Source organism: Streptomyces sp. NPDC026589, assembly GCF_040638385.1.
In the GTDB taxonomy this organism is placed as follows: Bacteria; Actinomycetota; Actinomycetes; order Streptomycetales; family Streptomycetaceae; genus Streptomyces.
Genome location: NZ_JBEZYG010000005.1, coordinates 201661 through 218689, shown reverse-complemented (window position 1 = coordinate 218689; position 17029 = coordinate 201661). Strand labels below are relative to the sequence as shown.

General features: G+C 69.7%; 15 protein-coding genes. 8 read left to right on the top strand and 7 right to left on the bottom strand.

Annotated features, from left to right (window positions below):
* Positions 1-93: 93 nt before the first annotated feature.
* Positions 94-1584, bottom strand: coding sequence for a SulP family inorganic anion transporter (locus AB0F29_RS11025; protein WP_361870393.1), 1491 nt, complete (start codon positions 1582-1584; stop codon positions 94-96).
* A 462-nt stretch (positions 1585-2046) separates the two neighbouring features.
* On the opposite strand from AB0F29_RS11025, the gene AB0F29_RS11020 reads away from it, so the two are divergent.
* The 3 genes from AB0F29_RS11020 to AB0F29_RS11010 all read left to right on the top strand — a co-directional run bounded on the left by AB0F29_RS11020 (position 2047) and on the right by AB0F29_RS11010 (position 4512).
* Positions 2047-2451 (top strand): MerR family transcriptional regulator, encoded by a 405-nt coding sequence (locus tag AB0F29_RS11020; RefSeq protein ID WP_361869985.1) that lies wholly within the window; start codon positions 2047-2049, stop codon positions 2449-2451.
* A 77-nt stretch (positions 2452-2528) separates the two neighbouring features.
* Positions 2529-3758, top strand: coding sequence for a hypothetical protein (locus AB0F29_RS11015; protein ID WP_361869982.1), 1230 nt, complete (start codon positions 2529-2531; stop codon positions 3756-3758).
* Entirely contained in the window at positions 3742-4512 is a 771-nt protein-coding gene (locus AB0F29_RS11010; protein WP_361869980.1) for an alpha-ketoglutarate-dependent dioxygenase AlkB, read from the top strand. Before AB0F29_RS11015 ends, AB0F29_RS11010 begins: the two co-directional genes overlap by 17 nt.
* A 66-nt stretch (positions 4513-4578) precedes the next feature.
* Here the strand turns inward: AB0F29_RS11010 and AB0F29_RS11005 are convergent, their stop codons facing one another.
* Positions 4579-6231, bottom strand: a complete 1653-nt coding sequence (locus AB0F29_RS11005) for a hypothetical protein (protein WP_361869978.1) — start codon at positions 6229-6231, stop codon at positions 4579-4581.
* Between the two features lie 220 nt (positions 6232-6451).
* Between AB0F29_RS11005 and AB0F29_RS11000 the strand changes: the two genes are divergently transcribed.
* Genes AB0F29_RS11000 through AB0F29_RS10990 form a run of 3 tightly spaced genes read left to right on the top strand, consistent with a single transcriptional unit; the run spans position 6452 to position 9086 of the window.
* On the top strand, positions 6452-7537 hold the full coding sequence (locus AB0F29_RS11000) for an NAD-dependent epimerase/dehydratase family protein (RefSeq protein WP_361869975.1): 1086 nt from the start codon (positions 6452-6454) through the stop codon (positions 7535-7537).
* Positions 7538-7590: 53 nt separating this feature from the next.
* Positions 7591-8085, top strand: coding sequence for an NUDIX domain-containing protein (locus AB0F29_RS10995; RefSeq protein WP_361869972.1), 495 nt, complete (start codon positions 7591-7593; stop codon positions 8083-8085).
* A 5-nt stretch (positions 8086-8090) separates the two neighbouring features.
* Positions 8091-9086, top strand: a complete 996-nt coding sequence (locus AB0F29_RS10990; RefSeq protein ID WP_361869969.1) for a galactokinase — start codon at positions 8091-8093, stop codon at positions 9084-9086.
* A gap of 53 nt (positions 9087-9139) precedes the next feature.
* Here AB0F29_RS10990 and AB0F29_RS10985 read toward each other — a convergent pair whose 3' ends face one another.
* From AB0F29_RS10985 to AB0F29_RS10970, 4 genes are all read right to left on the bottom strand, one after another.
* Complete coding sequence (locus AB0F29_RS10985; protein ID WP_361869966.1) at positions 9140-10237, bottom strand: radical SAM protein; 1098 nt, start codon at positions 10235-10237, stop codon at positions 9140-9142.
* Between the two features lie 66 nt (positions 10238-10303).
* On the bottom strand, positions 10304-11083 hold the full coding sequence (locus AB0F29_RS10980; RefSeq protein WP_361869963.1) for a carbohydrate ABC transporter permease: 780 nt from the start codon (positions 11081-11083) through the stop codon (positions 10304-10306).
* Between the two features lie 65 nt (positions 11084-11148).
* On the bottom strand, positions 11149-12063 hold the full coding sequence (locus AB0F29_RS10975) for a sugar ABC transporter permease (RefSeq protein ID WP_361869961.1): 915 nt from the start codon (positions 12061-12063) through the stop codon (positions 11149-11151).
* On the bottom strand, positions 12053-13351 hold the full coding sequence (locus AB0F29_RS10970) for an extracellular solute-binding protein (protein WP_361869958.1): 1299 nt from the start codon (positions 13349-13351) through the stop codon (positions 12053-12055). The genes AB0F29_RS10975 and AB0F29_RS10970 overlap by 11 nt, the downstream gene beginning before the upstream one ends.
* 315 nt (positions 13352-13666) lie before the next feature.
* On the opposite strand from AB0F29_RS10970, the gene AB0F29_RS10965 reads away from it, so the two are divergent.
* Together AB0F29_RS10965 and AB0F29_RS10960 are read left to right on the top strand one after the other, a co-directional pair.
* Positions 13667-14830 (top strand): serine/threonine protein kinase, encoded by a 1164-nt coding sequence (locus AB0F29_RS10965; RefSeq protein ID WP_361869956.1) that lies wholly within the window; start codon positions 13667-13669, stop codon positions 14828-14830.
* Between the two features lie 9 nt (positions 14831-14839).
* Positions 14840-15604, top strand: a complete 765-nt coding sequence (locus tag AB0F29_RS10960; protein ID WP_361869953.1) for an HAD family hydrolase — start codon at positions 14840-14842, stop codon at positions 15602-15604.
* Here AB0F29_RS10960 and AB0F29_RS10955 read toward each other — a convergent pair.
* Entirely contained in the window at positions 15543-17021 is a 1479-nt protein-coding gene (locus AB0F29_RS10955) for a N,N-dimethylformamidase beta subunit family domain-containing protein (protein WP_361869950.1), read from the bottom strand. The genes AB0F29_RS10960 and AB0F29_RS10955 overlap by 62 nt on opposite strands.
* Between the last annotated feature and the right edge of the window lie 8 nt (positions 17022-17029).

Here is a 17029-nt window from a genome sequence, read left to right as displayed (position 1 = left end):
CCGGATCCACGGGGAGTGCCACCGTCCGTGCGGCGGAGTCCGGTCCGGCCGCAGCGCGCTCGCCGGCAACCGGCTCCCCCCGGGGGCGTCCGCTCAGTGGCCGGCGGCCAGTTCTCCGGTGAGCCTGTCGTGGAGGCGCGCGCTCGGATCGTTGAGGCCGGTGATCTCGACGGTCTTGCCTCGCTGGGCGTACTTGGTCTCGATGGCGTCGAGAGCGGCGACGGAGGAGGCGTCCCAGATGTGGGCCGAGCTCAGGTCGATGACGACCCGGTCGGGGTCGTTCGCGTAGTCGAACCGCCCGACGATGTCGTTGGAGGAGGCGAAGAAGAGTTCACCGGTGACCCGGTAGACGACGGTGGTGCGGTCGGGGTCGGTGACTGCGGTGACGTCGGCGAGGTGGGCGACGCGCTTGGCGAAGATGACCATGGCGGAGACGGAGCCGACGACCACGCCGACGGCGAGGTTGTGCGTGATCACGACACAGGCGACGGTGATCACCATGACGGCGGTCTCACCGACAGGCATCCGCCGGAGGGTCCTGGGCGCGATGGAGTGCCAGTCGAAAGTCGCGAAGGAGACCATGACCATGACGGCCACCAGCGCGGCCATGGGAATGTCGGAGACGACCGGGCCGAAGACGATGCACAGCACCATCAGGAACGCGCCCGCCAGGAACGTGGAGAGGCGGGTGCGGGCGCCGGACACCTTTACGTTGATCATGGTCTGGCCGATCATGGCGCAGCCGCCCATGCCGCCGAAGAAGCCGGTGACGATGTTCGCGACGCCCTGCCCGAGGGATTCACGGGTCTTGTTCGAGTGGGTGTCGGTGATGTCGTCGACCAGCTTCGCGGTCATCAGCGATTCCATCAGGCCGACCAGCGCCATCGCGAACGCGTAGGGGGCGATCGTCGTGAGCGTGTCGAGGGTGAACGGCACGTCGGGCAGGCCCGGCACCGGCAGGGAGGACGGCAGGGCGCCCTGGTCGCCGACGGTCGGCACAGCGATGGCGGCGCCGATGGTGATCACGGTGAGGATGACGATGGAGACGAGCGGGGCCGGGACCACCGTGGTGATCCTCGGGAAGAGCACCATGAGTGCGAGGCTGGCGATGATCAGGGGGTAGACGGGCCAGGGCACGTCGGTCATCTGGGGAATCTGGGCCATGAAGACCAGGATGGCCAGGGAGTTGACGAAGCCGACCATCACCGAGCGCGGAATGAACCTCATCAGCTTCGCTACGCCCAGCGCCCCCAGGACGATCTGGAAGACGCCGGCGAGGATGACGGCCGCGATGAGGTAGCCGAGGCCGTGGTCGCGGTTCAAGGGTGCGATCACCAGGGCGACGGCGCCGGTGGCGGCGGAGATCATGGCCCGCCGCCCGCCGACGACGGAGATCACCACGGCCATGGTGAAGGAGGCGAACAGACCGATCGCGGGATCGACTCCGGCGATGATCGAGAACGAGATCGCTTCGGGGATCAGCGCCAGCGCGACGACCAGCCCCGCCAGCACCTCGGTACGCCACACCTTCGAATCGGACAGCCAGTCGGGCTTCAGGTCGCGCAGGCGGGAGGCCGGGGACACAGCGGATTCGGCGGAAGACAAGGGAGAGGGACCTGTCCTGCTCGGGCGCGCCCGGTCGACGGGCGAGTGCGCGGAGATGACGGGGCGCCGGGCGGCCCCCGAGGGCGGCTCCGTGAGCGCGGAGCCGGAAGACCGGGGTGGGGACGGACGCGGATCCGCGCTGCGGTGCGGCCGCGGTCACGTCCGGGATCGGAGCGTCACGGCGGGCAGAGCGCGGCGCCGGGCGTCATGGGCTCGCGCACGCTCTTCTCCTGAGACAATCGGACCTTCGCCGGAGGCTTCATCGGCCCCGACACGGCGGTACGGGCAGCGGAACGCGGCCTCACCTCCGGCAACTCTACCCTGACGTTAGGGTAGAGATCGACTGAGGAGCGCCCGGACGGAGGGGCGCTGCCCCAGAGGCGGCATCGGTGGGGACGATCCGGGAACGTACCGGGAACGAGAGAGGCCAGAGGCACCGGCGTGGACGGCAAGCACATGCAGATCGGCGAGGTCGCCGCACGGACCGAGCTCTCCCTGCGCACCATCCGTCATTACGAGGAGACCGGCCTCGTCGTCCCCTCCGCCCGGTCCCAGGGCGGATTCCGCCTCTACACCGAGACCGACGTCGCCCGCCTCATGGTCATCCGGAGGATGAAGCCGCTCGGCTTCACCCTGGACCAGATGCGCGAACTGCTCGATGCCACCGACCGGCTCGACGGGGACGACCTGCTCGACACCGGCCGGCGCGAGGAGCTGCTGGCCCGGGTGCGCGCCTATCAGCAGGCCGCCGCCGAGCAGGTCGAGAAGCTCCGCGTCCAGCTCGCCCGGGCCGAGGACTTCGAAGCCACCCTCCGCGCCCGCTGGGACGGCGACACCGCACCGTAGGAGGAGGCGGGGACCGTTGCCATGTCTCCCGCTTTGAGCAGACCATCAAGTCCCGCGAAGAGGACAGGTACCGGTTGATGCACACACCAGAGCTGGCGGAAGCCCACATCGAGGACGCGAGCAACATCCTGGTCGCACCTTCGGTGTCGCACGACGACGACGCGATCAGGAACTTCTTCGGTTCCGTCATCACGCCCGAGGATCTCGCCTCCGGCGCGACCGACCTCACCCGGAGGACCGTCTACCTGTGCGGTGACATATCCGCGCTCAGCGGCCCCCGCCTGCACTCCGCCGCCCGGGTGTTCGTCGTCCGGGAGCTGTCGCACGGGTACCACGAGGACATCGACGGGCCCTGGACCCTCATCGACATCGGCCGGGTCCCCATCCGCATACATGGAGTCGGCGTGTACTACCGCCGCTTCTTCGGGCCCGACGCCGGTCATTTCGAAGAGATCCGCGCGGAGCACGCGTTCCAGTCGCTGACGGAGTCCACCAAGCCCGGCACAGCGCACCGCAGTGGAATCTATCTGACGCCCGTCACACGGAACGGCGACGAACTGCGTTTCCGCCTGCTCCGGTGCTCCACGAACCTCTCGGGGCCGACGGAGGGCTTCCGCCCGACCGACACACGCATCGTCGAGGCGCTGAACCGCGAGGCGGCCACCGTCTTCCGGGACCAGGCTCCGCTGAATCACGTCCTCGCCCAGATCTACCACAACACCCTTGCCACGGCGGAACGCAAGCAGTCCAAGGCCAAGATCTCGGCCCACGCCGACAAGACCAAGGACATGCCCGTCAACGGCATCATGGCGTTCTGCACCTTCTACGACCGACTCGACAGCTTGCGCCCGCTGGCCGATGACGCCTTCGACCACGGCGTGAGAGGCGTCAGCGGGCTGGCCCGGCTCCGTTTCCGTCTCAAGGAGCCGGCCGAAGAACGCGACGGGACCCCGCTCCCCTCGCGGTTCGACGTGACCCTCTATCCCGGCTCCGTGTTCTTCATGCCGCTGTCCACCAACCGCCTGTACACGCACGAGATCCGGCCCTCGGCGCTGGACGCCGAGTTGCTCCCGACCCGCCTGGGGTACGTGGTGCGCTGTTCGAGCACCGAAGCCGTGCACAGGGGCGGCCACACGTTCCTCGAAGTGGACGGGGACCTGGTGAGGATGGAACCGCCCACACCCGCCGGGCTGGACGATCTGCGCAAGCTGTACGCCGAGGAGAACAGGACCTCGTCCTTCATCGACTACGGCGACGCATTCCTCTTCAGCATGAACACGGGAGATTACGTTGCCCCCCGGGTCTAGGTTTTCGGATGACATCCTCACGTACGCTCTGCCGATCGAGGCGAATCCCTTCACGGAGCTGTCCGCATCGGCCCAGCTGGAAGAGCTGGGCAAAGGCCGACGAGGCGCCGTGCTCACCAGGACGGACGAGGCGGGCGGTGTTCCGCTCGTCCGCACGACCACGCGGTACAGCAGCCCGACGCAGCGCTTCCGGGCCGTGCACGAACGGCTGGCGCGGCACATCCAAGAACGCGCGGCGCTTCCGGTCGGCTTCAACAACGCTCTCATCGAGAGCTACACGAACGCCTATACGAAAATGGGCAGCCATTCGGACCAGGCGCTCGATCTGGCCGACGATTCGTTCATCGCCGTCTTCTCCTGCTATCTGCATCCCGAAGCGGGCCCTCCGAGGAAACTGATCTTCAAATCGAAGGACTCCGGTGACGAGAAGTTCGAGATCCCGCTGAGCCACAACGGTGTCGTCGTGTTCTCCGTCGACGCGAACAGACGGCTCAGGCACAGAATCGTGCTGGAGAATCCCTCCGGGACGGCTGACAACCTCTGGCTGGGCGTGACGTTTCGGACGTCGAAGACCTTCGTCCTCCACCGCGACGGTCAGGCGCACCTCCCGCAGGGTGCGCGCCTCACGTCGGCCGACGAGGAGCAGAGGGACGAGTTCTACCGGCTGCGACGCCGCGAGAACAACGAAACGGACTTCGTCTACCCCTCGCTGACGTACACGGTCAGCGAGAGCGACCCGATGCCTCCCGTCTGACGTTTCGGCCCCGGCAGCCGGGACCTTCCCGCAGGCGTACGGGCTCCGGGGCATGGCGGCAGACCGTCAGAGGGCGTCGGCGGAGTCGAGCAGGACGCCCTCGTAGGCGAGCCACTGGGCGAAGGCGTGCAGCCCGTGGCCCAGCGCCGTCGCCGGAGTCCAGGCGGGAACCCGAGCGGCCTCGACCGGGTTACGCCACGGTGATGTGCCGTCCGACGCCGCCCGTACCGGCACAGGACGCACGGAGTCGTGCACGGCTTGGGCCAACTCCATGCCCGTGCAGGGCTTCTCGGGCACGACCACGAGATCGCGCCGGGCGGGCCGGGTGCGCAGGACGGCCTCGATCGCGTCCGCCAGGTCGTGGACGTAGACGGGGTGGACCTCGGCGTCGGGGTCGCCTTCGACGGTGACGGGCCGGCTGCGCAGCGCGTCCCACACCATGCGCCCGATCGGGGTGCGGTGCGAGCAGCCGGGGCCGTAGAGCTCGCCGACGTCCAGCAGGTACGGGGTGGGGGCGTTCCGCGGACGGACGGTCACCTTCGCTTCGGCGGAGTGGAGTCGCGTCAGGTCGATCACGGCGTCGGAGCGCACGCCTCGGTCGGCCAGCCGGCGTACGAGATGTTCGCCGAGCGGGGTCGCCGCCCCGCGCCAGATCAGGCCGCCCTGCCGTCGAGCACGTGGGCGGCGCTCGGAAGCGGCCTCGCGCCCGGCCAGGAGCGCCTGTCGCGCCACGTCGGCCAGCGGTGCGCGGCGCTCCGCGATGTGCTCCTCCGTGCTGGTGTTGCTGATGCCGCCGGGGCCGATCGTCGCGATCGCCTCCCCGTACGCCTCCGACGTCGCGGGCGGTTCGGGCAGTCCCGCGCGGGCCGCCTCGAACCCCATGGTGAGGGCCGTGAGCCAGGTGCCCCGGACGTCCGGGGCGACCTGGCTGTGGCCGGGCGGGCGCAGGAGAGCGGTCGGTAGCCCCACCCCTCGGAGGTACTGCTCCGCGTCCAGGTGCAGCCAGCGTTCGGGTCCCGGACCCGTGACCCGGACCGCGCAGCGTGCGGCACCGTACTTGAAGAACGGGAGCACCGTCAGGCTGTCGAGGGTCCGCCCTTCCTCCCCGGCGCGGTCGCCCGGCAGGAAGCAGACCGAGCGGCGCGGGCCGCGGAAGGCGTTGCCGGAGATCGAGCCGCGGTCCTCGTGCTCCGTGAGGTTGGGGGCGGCGACATAGCGTGGTACTCCCTCGGCCCGCAGGTAGCGGTGCATCAGGATGTCGTCGGGCCAGCCGCCGAGCCGTTCCCTGCCGTACCCGACGAAGCCCTCGGCGACCGGGCGCGGCAGTACGATGGCCACGCACGGGAAGTACTCGTTGACGGCGCCGACCCAGCGGGCGCCCGCCAGTGTGCCGAACCGCACGGCCGCCCCGTTGCGGGAGTCCCAGAGCGCGAACAGGGCGAGCGCCGCGTCGGGGTGCTCCTCGATCGCGCCCCGGACCCGTTCGAAGAAGGATTCGGACAACCTCATGTCGTCCTGTACCACCAGTTGATGTGTGGCCCCTTCTTCGATCGCGGACCATGCGGCGAGCGCGGTGCGCAGGACTGAGGGGGTCCCGGTGGGATCGGGGTCCATGACGACCCTCATCAGCCCTGAAGGCGCGCTCAGGGCCAGTTCCTCGGCTGCCTCACGGCGCCTGGGATGCGTCATGACCACCGCGCTGAGTCGTTGACGTGCCATACGTCCTCCCTCGATCCGGATCCGCCGGTCCCCGTCGGGCATCCGTCCGGAACCCTCGCCCGGCGGCCGGATCCGGACAGTACGGAGGGTGTCGGCAGCCCGCAAGAGTGCCGAAATGGCCCCCTGGCAGACGGGCGACGTGCCCGTGGATGCTTACCTGGCACGCCGTGGTCCCCGACCGGTCGGCATGCCTCTCCCCCGATGCCCGAAAGGGGCTTCCATGCCCGCGTTACCCCGCTCGACCGCCACCACCACCGATGCCACGGAGGAGACCGTCCGGTCCCGGCTCGACAAGCTGCGCGACGCCCGCGTCGTCGTGACCGGCGGGGGCGGCCTCGTCGGAAGCAGGCTGACCCGGCTCCTGCACGGGGCGGGCGCGGCCGTCACCGTCCTGGACCGTATGGACGCCTACCCCGAGTCCGGTCACGAGACCTTCGGGGTGGCGCGCGGTGGTGCCCGGCTCGTCGTCGGCGACGTGCGCGACGCCGACACCGTGGGCCGGCTGCTGCGCGAGGCCGACTTCGTGGTCCACGCGGCCGCCTACGCGGATGTGGCGGCCTGCACCCGCCGCCCGGACATCGCCTTCCGGGCCAATGTGGAGGGGACGCAGGTCGTCCTGGAGCAGGTGGCCCGGCACCCGGTCCGCCGGCTGGTGATGGTCTCCTCGGCCTCCGTATACGGGGATGGCGTGCCCTCCGCCGGGGGGCCGCAGGTGTTTCACGAGGACCAGCCGCTCCACCCGGTGTCGGTGTACGCCAACTCGAAGCTCTGGGCCGAGCACCAGACCCGGCTGATGCTCGGCGCCTCCAGCGGCTCCGAGTACGCGGTGGTGCGCTACTTCTCGGTGTACGGCGAGCCCCAGATCCCCAAGCCGGGCAGCCACTCCTGGATGGTGCCCTGGCTCTCCCTCCAGGCGCACCTGGGCCGTCCCATGAGGCTCAACGGAGGAGGGGACCAGGTCCGCGACCTCATCCACGTCGACGACGTCGCCGAGGCCACGGCGCTGGCCCTGATCGAGGAGGGGATGGCCGAGCAGACCGTCAACGTCGGTACGGGCCGGCCCACATCGGTCCGTGAGGTCGCCGACCTGATCGCCCCGTACTTCCCCGGCGCCCGGCAGATCGTCACCCCGCGGCCCGATGGGGACCCGCTCGGCGGCTACGCGTCGACCGAACGATCGCGCGAACTGCTGCGCTGGCAGGCGGGCATCGAGGTCCGGGAGGGTGTGGAACGGTATGTGCGGTGGCTGCTCGCCACGCCGGAGGCCATGCCGCGCTGGCTCGCCGACGCGGCCGGTGACGAGTGACGCGCACCGACGGAACCGCGACGCGCGGAACGACGAAGAGGACGCGTACGAGAATGAGTTACACCGGTTCATACATCTGGTCGTTGCGCCAGAAGGTCGGCTCCAGGAATCTGCTGGTGCCCGGCGCGCAGGTGCTGCTCCTCGACGCCGAAGGGCGGGGACTGTTCCAGCAGCGGGCGGACAACGGGGTCTGGGAACTCCCGGCCGGCGCGTGCGAGGAGGGCGGTGACTTCGCTGACGCCGCCGTACGCGAGGTCGCCGAGGAGACCGGTCTGCGGGTGGAGAGGGAGGACCTGGTGGCGTTCGGGTCGCTCTCCGATCCACGCGTGCACACCCTGACCTACCCGAACGGCGACGTGACCCACTGCTTCGCCCTCTGCTTCGTCACCCGACACTGGTCGGGAACGCTTGCGCCCGGTGCCGACGAGGTGCGGCAGGCCCGGTTCCAGCCGCTCGACGCCCCGCTCCAGCCACTGCATCCGCCGACCGCGGTGGTGCTCTCCATGTACGAGAGGTTCCGCACCGAGGGGAGGTTCCAGGCCCGGTGAATGCCATGCGCGCGATACGAGCGACGGTGCCGTGCCGGGCCTGCCTGTCCGGCGAGGATCTGGACTGGCTCGGCGGAGGCCGCTCGGTCAGCCTCGCGCTCGCCCTGATGACGACCGTGGAGGCGGGTCCCGGTCCCGCGCCGGAGGGCGAGGCGGCGGAGGGCTGGCCGCGGGAGGTGTGGGCGTTCCTGCGCGAACGACTACCCGGACTGCCCCTGCGGCCGCCGGCCGTCATCGTCCGCAGCCAGGCTCCGGCGGCGAGCGGACTGTCGTCCTCCACAGCTCAGATCGTGGCCCTGTTCCGGGCGTTCACCGACCGGGCGTTCACCGGTCGGCGCTTCGGTGACCACACGATCGCCCAGTGGGCGTACGAGTTCGAGTTCGCCGTGTTCCACGGCGGCGGCATGGACCATCTCGCCGTCGTCGAGGGCGGTGCCCTCCTCCTCGACGGCCGCGAGCGCGGGCTCCCGGCCGTGCGCGAGCGGCTGGAGTTCCCGGCCGAGTGGCGGGTCGTCGTCGTGGACTCCGGCACCCGCAAGGACACCCGGCATCACATTCGGGACGTACGGGCGCAGCTAGCGGCCGGCGATCCCTCGCTCGCCGCCTACCGGGCGGTGGCCGACGAGGCGTCGGAGCACGTGTGGGGCGCGCTGCGAGACAGGGACCTGGTGGCGCTCGGGGCCGCGATGGTCCGCGCCCACGAGGCCATGCGGGACCACCAGCGGATGTCGACGCCCCTGCTGGAGGAGGTGCGGGCGGTCTCGCAGCGCGCTGCCGGCCTGCCGCTGAAGCTCAGTGGCGCCGGTGGAGGCGGTGCGCTGGTGGGCGTCTGCACGGCCGACGCGGCGGAGGAGACGGCGGCGCGGCTCGCGCGGGCGCTGCGCGTCTCTCACCCCCAGGCCCGGGTGATTCCCGCGCCGGCGGCCCCGAGCACCGTCGGGGAACCGGTACCGGCCGGGAGCGGCCGAGGGGCGTCCGGCGGATCAGGGCCGCACGCCTAGGACTGCTCCTCATCGCCCTGCCGCCTGCCTGCGCGGCAGGGCGATGGAGTTTCCTAGAGGAACGGGTCGTAGTCCTCCGCGAGCGGGAGCTCGCCGGCTCCTCGGTCGATGCGCTCCAGCTCCAGGTTGGAGCGGTGGCGCGCGCAGTGGAACCGGCAGTCCCGGCTCGGGTCGATCATCCCCCGGTCCGAGTCCCGCCAGATGTCGGCGAGGTTGTCGGTGACGGCGTCGCCGATCCGGGCGAGCGGATTGCCCCGGTGGTAGGCGCAGACGTACACCCCGGAGGGGGTGACGAGGGTGCGGAGTTCGGAGACGCGGCAGCGGTCGTACTCCTTGGGCTGGACAGGTCCCACGTGATTGCGCAGGGCGGTGAGAGTGGAGGAGTTGACGAGCTGGAAGGTCTCGCTCTCCAGGCGGGCGGCCTCGGCCAGCTGCCGGTCGACGGATTCCACCACCGCCTCGGGGACCTGGACGATGTGGTGGTCGTCGTCGAACATGGCCTTGGTCTCGAAGTAGTCGCAGCCGATGTCGTGAGCGAGTTCGGCGGCGCGCAGCACCTCGTGGTGGTTGGTGACGGTCCGCCCGTCGGGTTCCCGCCGAGACATCACCAGGAAGGAGTAGCCCAGCGACCCGGTCTTCTCGGAGGCGAGCAGCCGCATGTTCTCCACCACCTTGTCGAAGACGCTGCGGCCCTTGCGGTCGGGCCGGAACAGACCGTAGGTCTCGGCGGTGCCGGCGTCCATGGAGACGCGGACCCAGGTGGCGTACCGGGCGAGCTCGGCGAGGTTCTGCCGGATCATGGTGCCGTTGGTGACGACTCCTATGGACAGACCCGCTTCGCCGAGTATGCGTAAGACGCCACGCGTACCGCGATGGGCCAGGGGCTCCCCGCCGCCGATGAGGACCACGCCCCGTACGGACATGGCGACGAGTTCCTCGGCGAGGGCCGCGAGCCGTTCGGGGGTGAACCGGCCCTGGTTGAGGAGCTTTCCACTGATGCACTCCGGGCAGGCCAGGTCGCAGAACGTGGTCGGGTCGAGGTCCACGACAAGCGGAGCGCTGGAGGGCTTGCCGGTGGCGGCCTCAAGGACCCGGGGCCAGTCCGTGGGCTGGTACAGCTTGGAGACGAGGTCGAGGCGGTCGTGCGTCACAGGGTTCTCCTCTGTGGTGAACAGGGTTTCGCCGACAGGTCGTTCCGGTACCGGGTCAGGCGTGCTTCAACCCTTGACCGCTCCGGCGGCGATTCCTGCGGCGATCTTGCGATGAACGGCCAGAAAGAACACGACGACGGGCAGGGCGGTGAGCGTGGCACCCGCCATCAGCCCTCCGTAGTCGGTGCCGAAGCTGGTCTGGAAGGAGACCAGCCAGATGCTGAGGGTCTGCTTCTCCGGGGTGGAGAGCAGCACGTAGACGAGGACGTACTCGTTCCATGCCTGGACCATCGCGAAGACGGAGGTGGCGACGAGCCCGGGGGCGAGGAGCGGCAGGACGACGCGGACGAACGCGCCGATCCGGCCGCAGCCGTCGACCATCGCGGCCTCTTCGAGCTCCACCGGGATCGTGGCGATGAAGCCGTGCAGCATCCACACGGTGAACGGCAGGGTGAAGACGAGGTAGACGAGGATCACGCCGCCGAGGCTGTCGGTGAGACCGGCCTCGTTGAGAAGCAGGTAGACGGGGATCACCAGGGCGGCGAGGGGGATCATCTGAACGGTGAGGATCACGACGATGAACGCCTTGCGTCCGGCGAAGCGGAAGCGGGCGAGGGCGAACGCGGCGAGGGAACCCACCACCAGGGAGACGAGGACGGTTCCGAGACCGATGACCGCACTGGAGCGGACGTTGGCCCAGAAGGTCTCGGTGCTCATCGCGCGGGTGAAGTTGGCGAGGGTGGGGCTGCTCGGCCAGAACTCGGGCGGAAGGCCGAGGATCTCGCTCGCCGGCCGGAACGCGGTGAGGACCATCCAGTAGACGGGGAAGCCGAGGACCGCGGCCACGAGGAGCGTGAGGAGATCGTAGCGGCGCCGGTGCCGAGGGCTTTTCCTGTGCCTGCGTCCCGCGCTCACTCGGTCTCTCCCAGTTTCATCATCTGCCGCAGGTAGACCACGGCGCCGGCGAGCATCAGGACGACGGTGACCAGGGCGATGGCGGCACCGACGCTGTAGCGGTTGACTGCGAAGGACTCGATGAAGGCGTGCACGCCGAGCAGGTAGTACTCGCGCTCGGGCTGGCCGCCGCGCATCAGCCAGATCTGGTTGAAGACGCCGAAGTCCCAGATCGCCATGAGGGTCGTGACCATCACGAAGAGCGGCTTGATCACGGGGAAGGTGACGTAGCGGAAGACCTGGAACGGGCTGGCTCCGTCGATGAGGGCGGACTCCTCCAACTCCGGCGGAACCTGGGCGAGCGCCGCGTGCAGGCTGATCGCGGCGAAGGGCAGCGCGCCCCAGACGACCACCCCGGTGATCACGGCGAACCCCTGCCACGGGTCGGTGAACCAGTTGTGCCGGCCGAGGTCGATCCCGGGCAGGGCCGAGAGCGACCAGTTCACGACGCCGTAGTCGGCGTCGAAGAGCCAGCGGAACACGGCTGCCGCGACCATCACGGGCATCGCCCACACGGCGACGAGCACCCCGGCGAGGACCGCCCGGGCCCAGGGCGCCGCCCGGCGCATCAGCAGGGCGATGAGGAGGGCGCACCCCATGGTGAGGGTCACGCAGACGACGGTGAACAGGGCCGTGCGGCCCGCCACGGTCCAGAAGAACCGGTCGCCGAGGATCGTGCGGAACTGGTCGAGACCGGCCCAGGGCGGGGTCTCGCCGCTGAACAGCTCCTTGCGCGTCATGTCCTGGAAGGCCAGCGTGACCATGTCGACCAACGGGTAGCCGAGAACGACGACGAGCGCGAGCAGGGCGGGGGCGATCAGAAGGTAGGGAAGGACGGGGCGCGGTGAGCGCCGGACCGGATCAGCGCTCATTGATCACGGCGTCGATCCTGCGGTCGGCCTCGCGCGCGGCGTCCTGGACGGACGCTTTTCCGGTGGCGATGCGTTCCAGCATCTCGGGCAGGATGTTGGACTTCTCCACCGAGGTCCAGCCGGGAGCGAGGGGCGTGACCCAGCCGCGGGCTGCGGCCTGGGCGGCAGGGCCGTTGATGCCTCCGGCGGCCACTTCGCCGAGCTGGACGGTGTTGTTGGGCAGCGTGTTGGCGGCGATGAGCTGCTGCTGCGACTTCCGGTCGGTGAAGAGGCGGATCCAGTCGGCGGCCAGTTCCTGGTTCCGCGACTTGGCGGGTACGGCCAGGGTGGAGCCGCCGAGGAACGGCGGAAGCAGCTCTCCGGACGGGCCGGGGAAGGGGAAGGTGGCGAACTTGCCCTTGAGGTGCGGATCGCCGCCGGAGCGGGCGTCGGCGGCGGCCTCCGCCTCCCAGGTGTTGCCGTAGAAGACGCCGACCTTGCCCTGACCGACGACCGCCGGCTGGTCGCCGTTGTCCTTCGCCCGGTCGCCGACGTAGTAGTCGTCCAGGAGCTTCTTCCAGGCGGTGAGCCCCTTGACGGATTTCGGTGAGGAGAGGGCGCCGTGCCAGTGTCCGTCCTTCTCGACCGCCATCTCACCGCCGACGTCCTTGACGAATCCCATGGCCGCGTACCAGTAGCGGCCGGGCATGTAGAGGGCGGAGAAGCTGGGGTCCTTGGTGCCGTACTCCTTCTTGAGCCGGTCGAGGGCGGCGATCAGCTCGGGGTATGTGCGCGGGGCGGCGGTCAGACCGGCGCGCTGGAAGTAGTCGGTGCGGTAGACGCCGACGCGCGCTCCCACGTAGTACGGCACGCAGTACGTCTTGCCGTCGAGCCGACAGGCGTCGGCGAGCGCCGGAAGCCACTGCCCGGACTGGTCGAAGGTCTTCGGGTCCACCGTGGTGAAGGCGTCGTTGACGATGTAGTTGGTGGTCTCGCTGTTCCCCATCTCCACCACGTCGGGCGCGTTGCGGCCCGCGAGGACGGCGTCGAGCTTCTGGTTCTTCGTCGTCCACTGCTGGTATTGGACATCGACCTCCACACCGGGGTGCTTCTCCGTGAACCGGGTGTTGGCGGAGGCGACCAGCTCCGGCCAGCTCTCGCGCGCGTCCACCATCAGCCACACCGTCAGCCTGCCGTCGTCCTCGGCCCGTTCACCCGACCTGTCCTGTCCGCCGGAGCCGCATCCCATCGCCGTGACGAGCAGCATGGCCCCCAGGGCCATGGATCGGCGAGATCGGGTCAGTGCCATGAATTCCTCCGGACGTGGTGCGTCAGGGCGTACCGGGCTTCGGCGACGGTCTTCTCACTACCCCGTTGATCGCGTTGCTCAGCGACGGCACGGAGTTTCGGCCGGAAGGCGACGGTGGGCGTCCGCCCGGAGAGTGCGGCACATACCCGCTGCGCTGCGCGGATGCCGTTCGCGGCCGAAGCGGCGGCGGGCGCACTCAGGCCACGCTGACGCGAACGACACGGTAGGTAGCGGGGGGACTCTTGACGGTCATGGCTTCGTACCCGCAGTTTGGGCCCCTGCGGCACCCCATGATCCCGATCGAAGGGCTTGTACGTGACCGAGCAGAGGACGACCGCCCCCGCCGAATCCCCAAGCCCCGTGCGGGTCAACTCCTGGAACGGCTGGGACCCGCTGCGCCATGTGATCGTCGGCCGCGCGGAGGGCACGGTGGTGCAGGCCCCCGAACACGCGGTGCGCCGCGCCTACCCGGACGACGGCTTTCCCCTGGGGACGTACGGGCCCATGCCGGCGGACATGGTCGCCGAGGCCGAGCAGCAACTCGACGACTTCTCCGACATGCTGCGGCGGCGGGGCATCCGCGTGGATCGCCCCACCCCCATCGACTTCTCCCGTGAGGTGTCCACGCCGGAGTGGGCGCACGAGTCGATGTTCGGCTGCATGCCGCCCCGGGACCTGCTGCTGACGGTCGGCAACGAGGTCCTCGAAGCAACCATGTCGTACCGCAGCCGCTGGTTCGAGTACCTCTGCTACCGGCCGGTGCTCCAGGAGCTCTTCGATCACGACCAGCGGATGCGCTGGGAGGCGGCGCCCAAGCCGCGGCTCACGGACGCCTCGTACAACACCGGTTTCTGGGACACGTACAACGACCTCCCGACGGAGGAACAGCTGGCCCGGGTCCGCGACTACGACCTGGTTCTCACCGAGGCCGAGCCGCTCTTCGACGCCGCCGACGTGGCGCGTTTCGGCAAGGACCTCTTCGTTCAGCTGTCGTTCGTCACCAACAGGAGCGGTTACGACTGGCTGCGCCGTCACTTCCCCGACCACCGGGTCCACGCGGTGACCTCGACCAACACCCACCCGCTGCACATCGACGCGACCTGGGTGCCGCTGCGTCCCGGGCTGGTGCTGCACTGCGGTGAGCGGCTCGCGGACGCCGAGCTGATGGAGTTCTTCAAGCTCAACGACTGGGAGATCGTCGAGGCCGTCCAGCCGGCCAGCTGGGACCATCCGCCGAAGCTGTCGTTCTGCAGCCCATGGCTCGCCGGGAACATGCTGAACCTCGACGAGAACACGTTGTGCGTGGAGGAGAACGAGGTGCGTCTCGCCGAGCAGCTGTCCTCGTACGGCTTCGAGATCGTGCAGGTGCCTTTCCGGGCGGTCGGGCCGTTCGGCGGTGGGCTGCACTGTGCGACCGTCGACATCGAACGGGACGGCGACCTTCAGGACTACTTCCCCCGCCGGTACGGCCGGTTCTAGGGGGCTCGCGTGACGGTGGTACCGGACGGGATCGAAGCGGTCGTCTTCGACTTCTACGGGACGCTCGTTCGGATGGTCCAGCCGCTGCCGCCCGATCATCGCGGCATCTTCGTACGCCGCGGCCTCGTCGCCCAGGGCGAACTCTGGGGAGACCAGTGGTCGGTGGGCCTCGGAGAGGGCGTGGAGCACGCGGCGCAGTCGGCCGACGAGTCCGCGTACGTGACGTGGGAGCGTGACCGGCTGAGCCGCCGTGCACGGGCCTGTGGCGTGCCGGAGTCGGAGCTCGACGGCCTGGTCGCCGAGCTGGACCGGGCGATGAAGGCGGTCAGGCTCGACCTGTACGCGGACGTGCCCGGAGCGCTCGCCGCGCTCCGGGCGCGGGGCCTGCTCGTCGGGGTGTGCTCCAACTGGTTCTGGAACCTGGAGGAGTGCGTCGCGGAGGTCGGGCTCGCCGGGGCCGTCGACGTGGTGGTGGGCTCCGCGCGCACGGGCGCTCGCAAGCCGCATCCGCTGATCTACCGGGCGCTGCTCGACCGGTGCGCGCTGCCGGCGGAGCGGGTGCTGTTCGTCGGGGACATGTGGGCGCCCGACGTGCTCGGTCCGCTGGCGGCGGGAATGCGGGCGGTGCATCTGTACCGTCCCGACCGGGCGGTCGAGGGTGCCGCGCCGCCCCTGCCGGAGCGGGCGGCGCGGATCTCCGGCCTGCGGGAGCTCATCGCGACGGGCGAGTCCGGGCATCTCGATGGCGGAGTCGGTCGAGGAGGTTTCGGGTGACGCGGACGACGGCCGCATCCTGTTCGTGCCCGCAGACCACGGGCCAGTCCGTGGTGCCCGCGGTGAAGACGGTGCCGCCCGCGGTGTAGATGCCCATGGTGGCCGCCCGCGGGCTGGAGATGGCCTTCTCCCGCACAACGGCGTTCCAGTGCCCCCACTTGAAATGATGGAAATCCTCGTGCACCGGTTCGAGGACGTGAATTCCGAGAATGAGGAAGGATTCCGGAGTTCCGTCCTCCCCGGTCGCATGGACTGTTCCGTCCGCGTCGTAGGAGAACGCGGCGCCGTCGCATTCATATCCGATGAGGGGTGTTCCGGCCCCCAGGCGGTCCGCTTCTCCGCCGCCTGATCCGTCGCGCAGGCCGGTACCTTCGTAGATCCAGTGGTCGGCGTGCTGCACGGTGTACCCAACTCGGGGCCGGTCTCCGGGCCACTCGGTGGCGGGCCACATTCCACCGTTGCGGAAACTCACACCGGTGAGCGCGTTCTCCGGAATTCCGACACCGTCGGGCGTCGGCGCCCACCATTGGTCGGTCGCGGGAAGGTGGGGGTACTCCTCACCCACATGATGGTCGGTGTCGGACACAAAAGCCGTGTTGTCGTCCGTCGGATGCACGCGCCACCAGCAGGTGTTGGCGCTGAGGAAGGCGATGTTCCCGCCGTCGCGGACGAATCGTTCCGCCTGGTCACGCATCGCGGTGCTCCAGTACTCGTCGTGCCCGACGCTGAGGAGGAGGTCGTACGAGGAGAGCAGTTCGGGGTCCTCGTGCAGATCCAGGTCGGTGCAGTACTCGACGGGATACCCGTGGCGGTCGAGCCATGCGATGAAGGGGGCGTCCCAGTACGCGAGATCGATGACGCCGCCGGGGCGGTGGAAGCTGACCTGGTGGCCTCGGGGCGCGTCACCGGAGCCCGCGCGGTGGACGGGGTGGTCGTAGAGGCTGATGGCGCGTTCCAGGCCGGGCCGGTCGGAGCGGTTGTAGGCGTGCCGCGTGAAGGTGGACTTCTTGTAGAGGACGCGGGAGTGGCCACCGGCGACGCGGGGGCGCACGATGAAGAACTCCCGCCCGTGCCCTTCGAGGTGTTCCGCGTCGAGCGGGGGCGGATTCCCTGCGCGCCCCGGGCCGCATTCGATGAATTCGACCAGGTGGACTCCCGGCTGCCAGCCCTCCGGTACGGCGTGGGAGAGGGGCGGCCAGTTCCAGTCCTCGGAGGGCGAGGCGCGGCCGGTCAGCCCATCGGGGTGGTCGGGCGGGGCGTGTTCGGCACCCGGGTACTCCCCGGTTTCTCCCACGAGTACGAGTTCCCTGCCGAGCCGGTAGAAACGGAGACGGAATCGGGGGGCATCGGTCGAGACATGGACCGTTAACGCGTCGCCGACAGTGATGCTTTCACGTCCGAGATAGCCTTCTATCATGGCGCTCA

Bases quoted from the DNA above. Each gene is read 5' to 3' on its own strand.
- AB0F29_RS10955 (WP_361869950.1), bottom strand. From the start codon at position 17,021: ATGATAGAAGGCTATCTCGGACGTGAAAGCATCACTGTCGGCGACGCG.
- AB0F29_RS10990 (WP_361869969.1), top strand. From the start codon at position 8,091: ATGCGCGCGATACGAGCGACGGTGCCGTGCCGGGCCTGCCTGTCCGGC.
- AB0F29_RS10995 (WP_361869972.1), top strand. From the start codon at position 7,591: ATGAGTTACACCGGTTCATACATCTGGTCGTTGCGCCAGAAGGTCGGC.
- AB0F29_RS10975 (WP_361869961.1), bottom strand. From the start codon at position 12,063: ATGAGCGCTGATCCGGTCCGGCGCTCACCGCGCCCCGTCCTTCCCTAC.
- AB0F29_RS11000 (WP_361869975.1), top strand. From the start codon at position 6,452: ATGCCCGCGTTACCCCGCTCGACCGCCACCACCACCGATGCCACGGAG.
- AB0F29_RS11015 (WP_361869982.1), top strand. From the start codon at position 2,529: ATGCACACACCAGAGCTGGCGGAAGCCCACATCGAGGACGCGAGCAAC.
- AB0F29_RS10970 (WP_361869958.1), bottom strand. From the start codon at position 13,351: ATGGCACTGACCCGATCTCGCCGATCCATGGCCCTGGGGGCCATGCTG.
- AB0F29_RS11005 (WP_361869978.1), bottom strand. From the start codon at position 6,231: ATGGCACGTCAACGACTCAGCGCGGTGGTCATGACGCATCCCAGGCGC.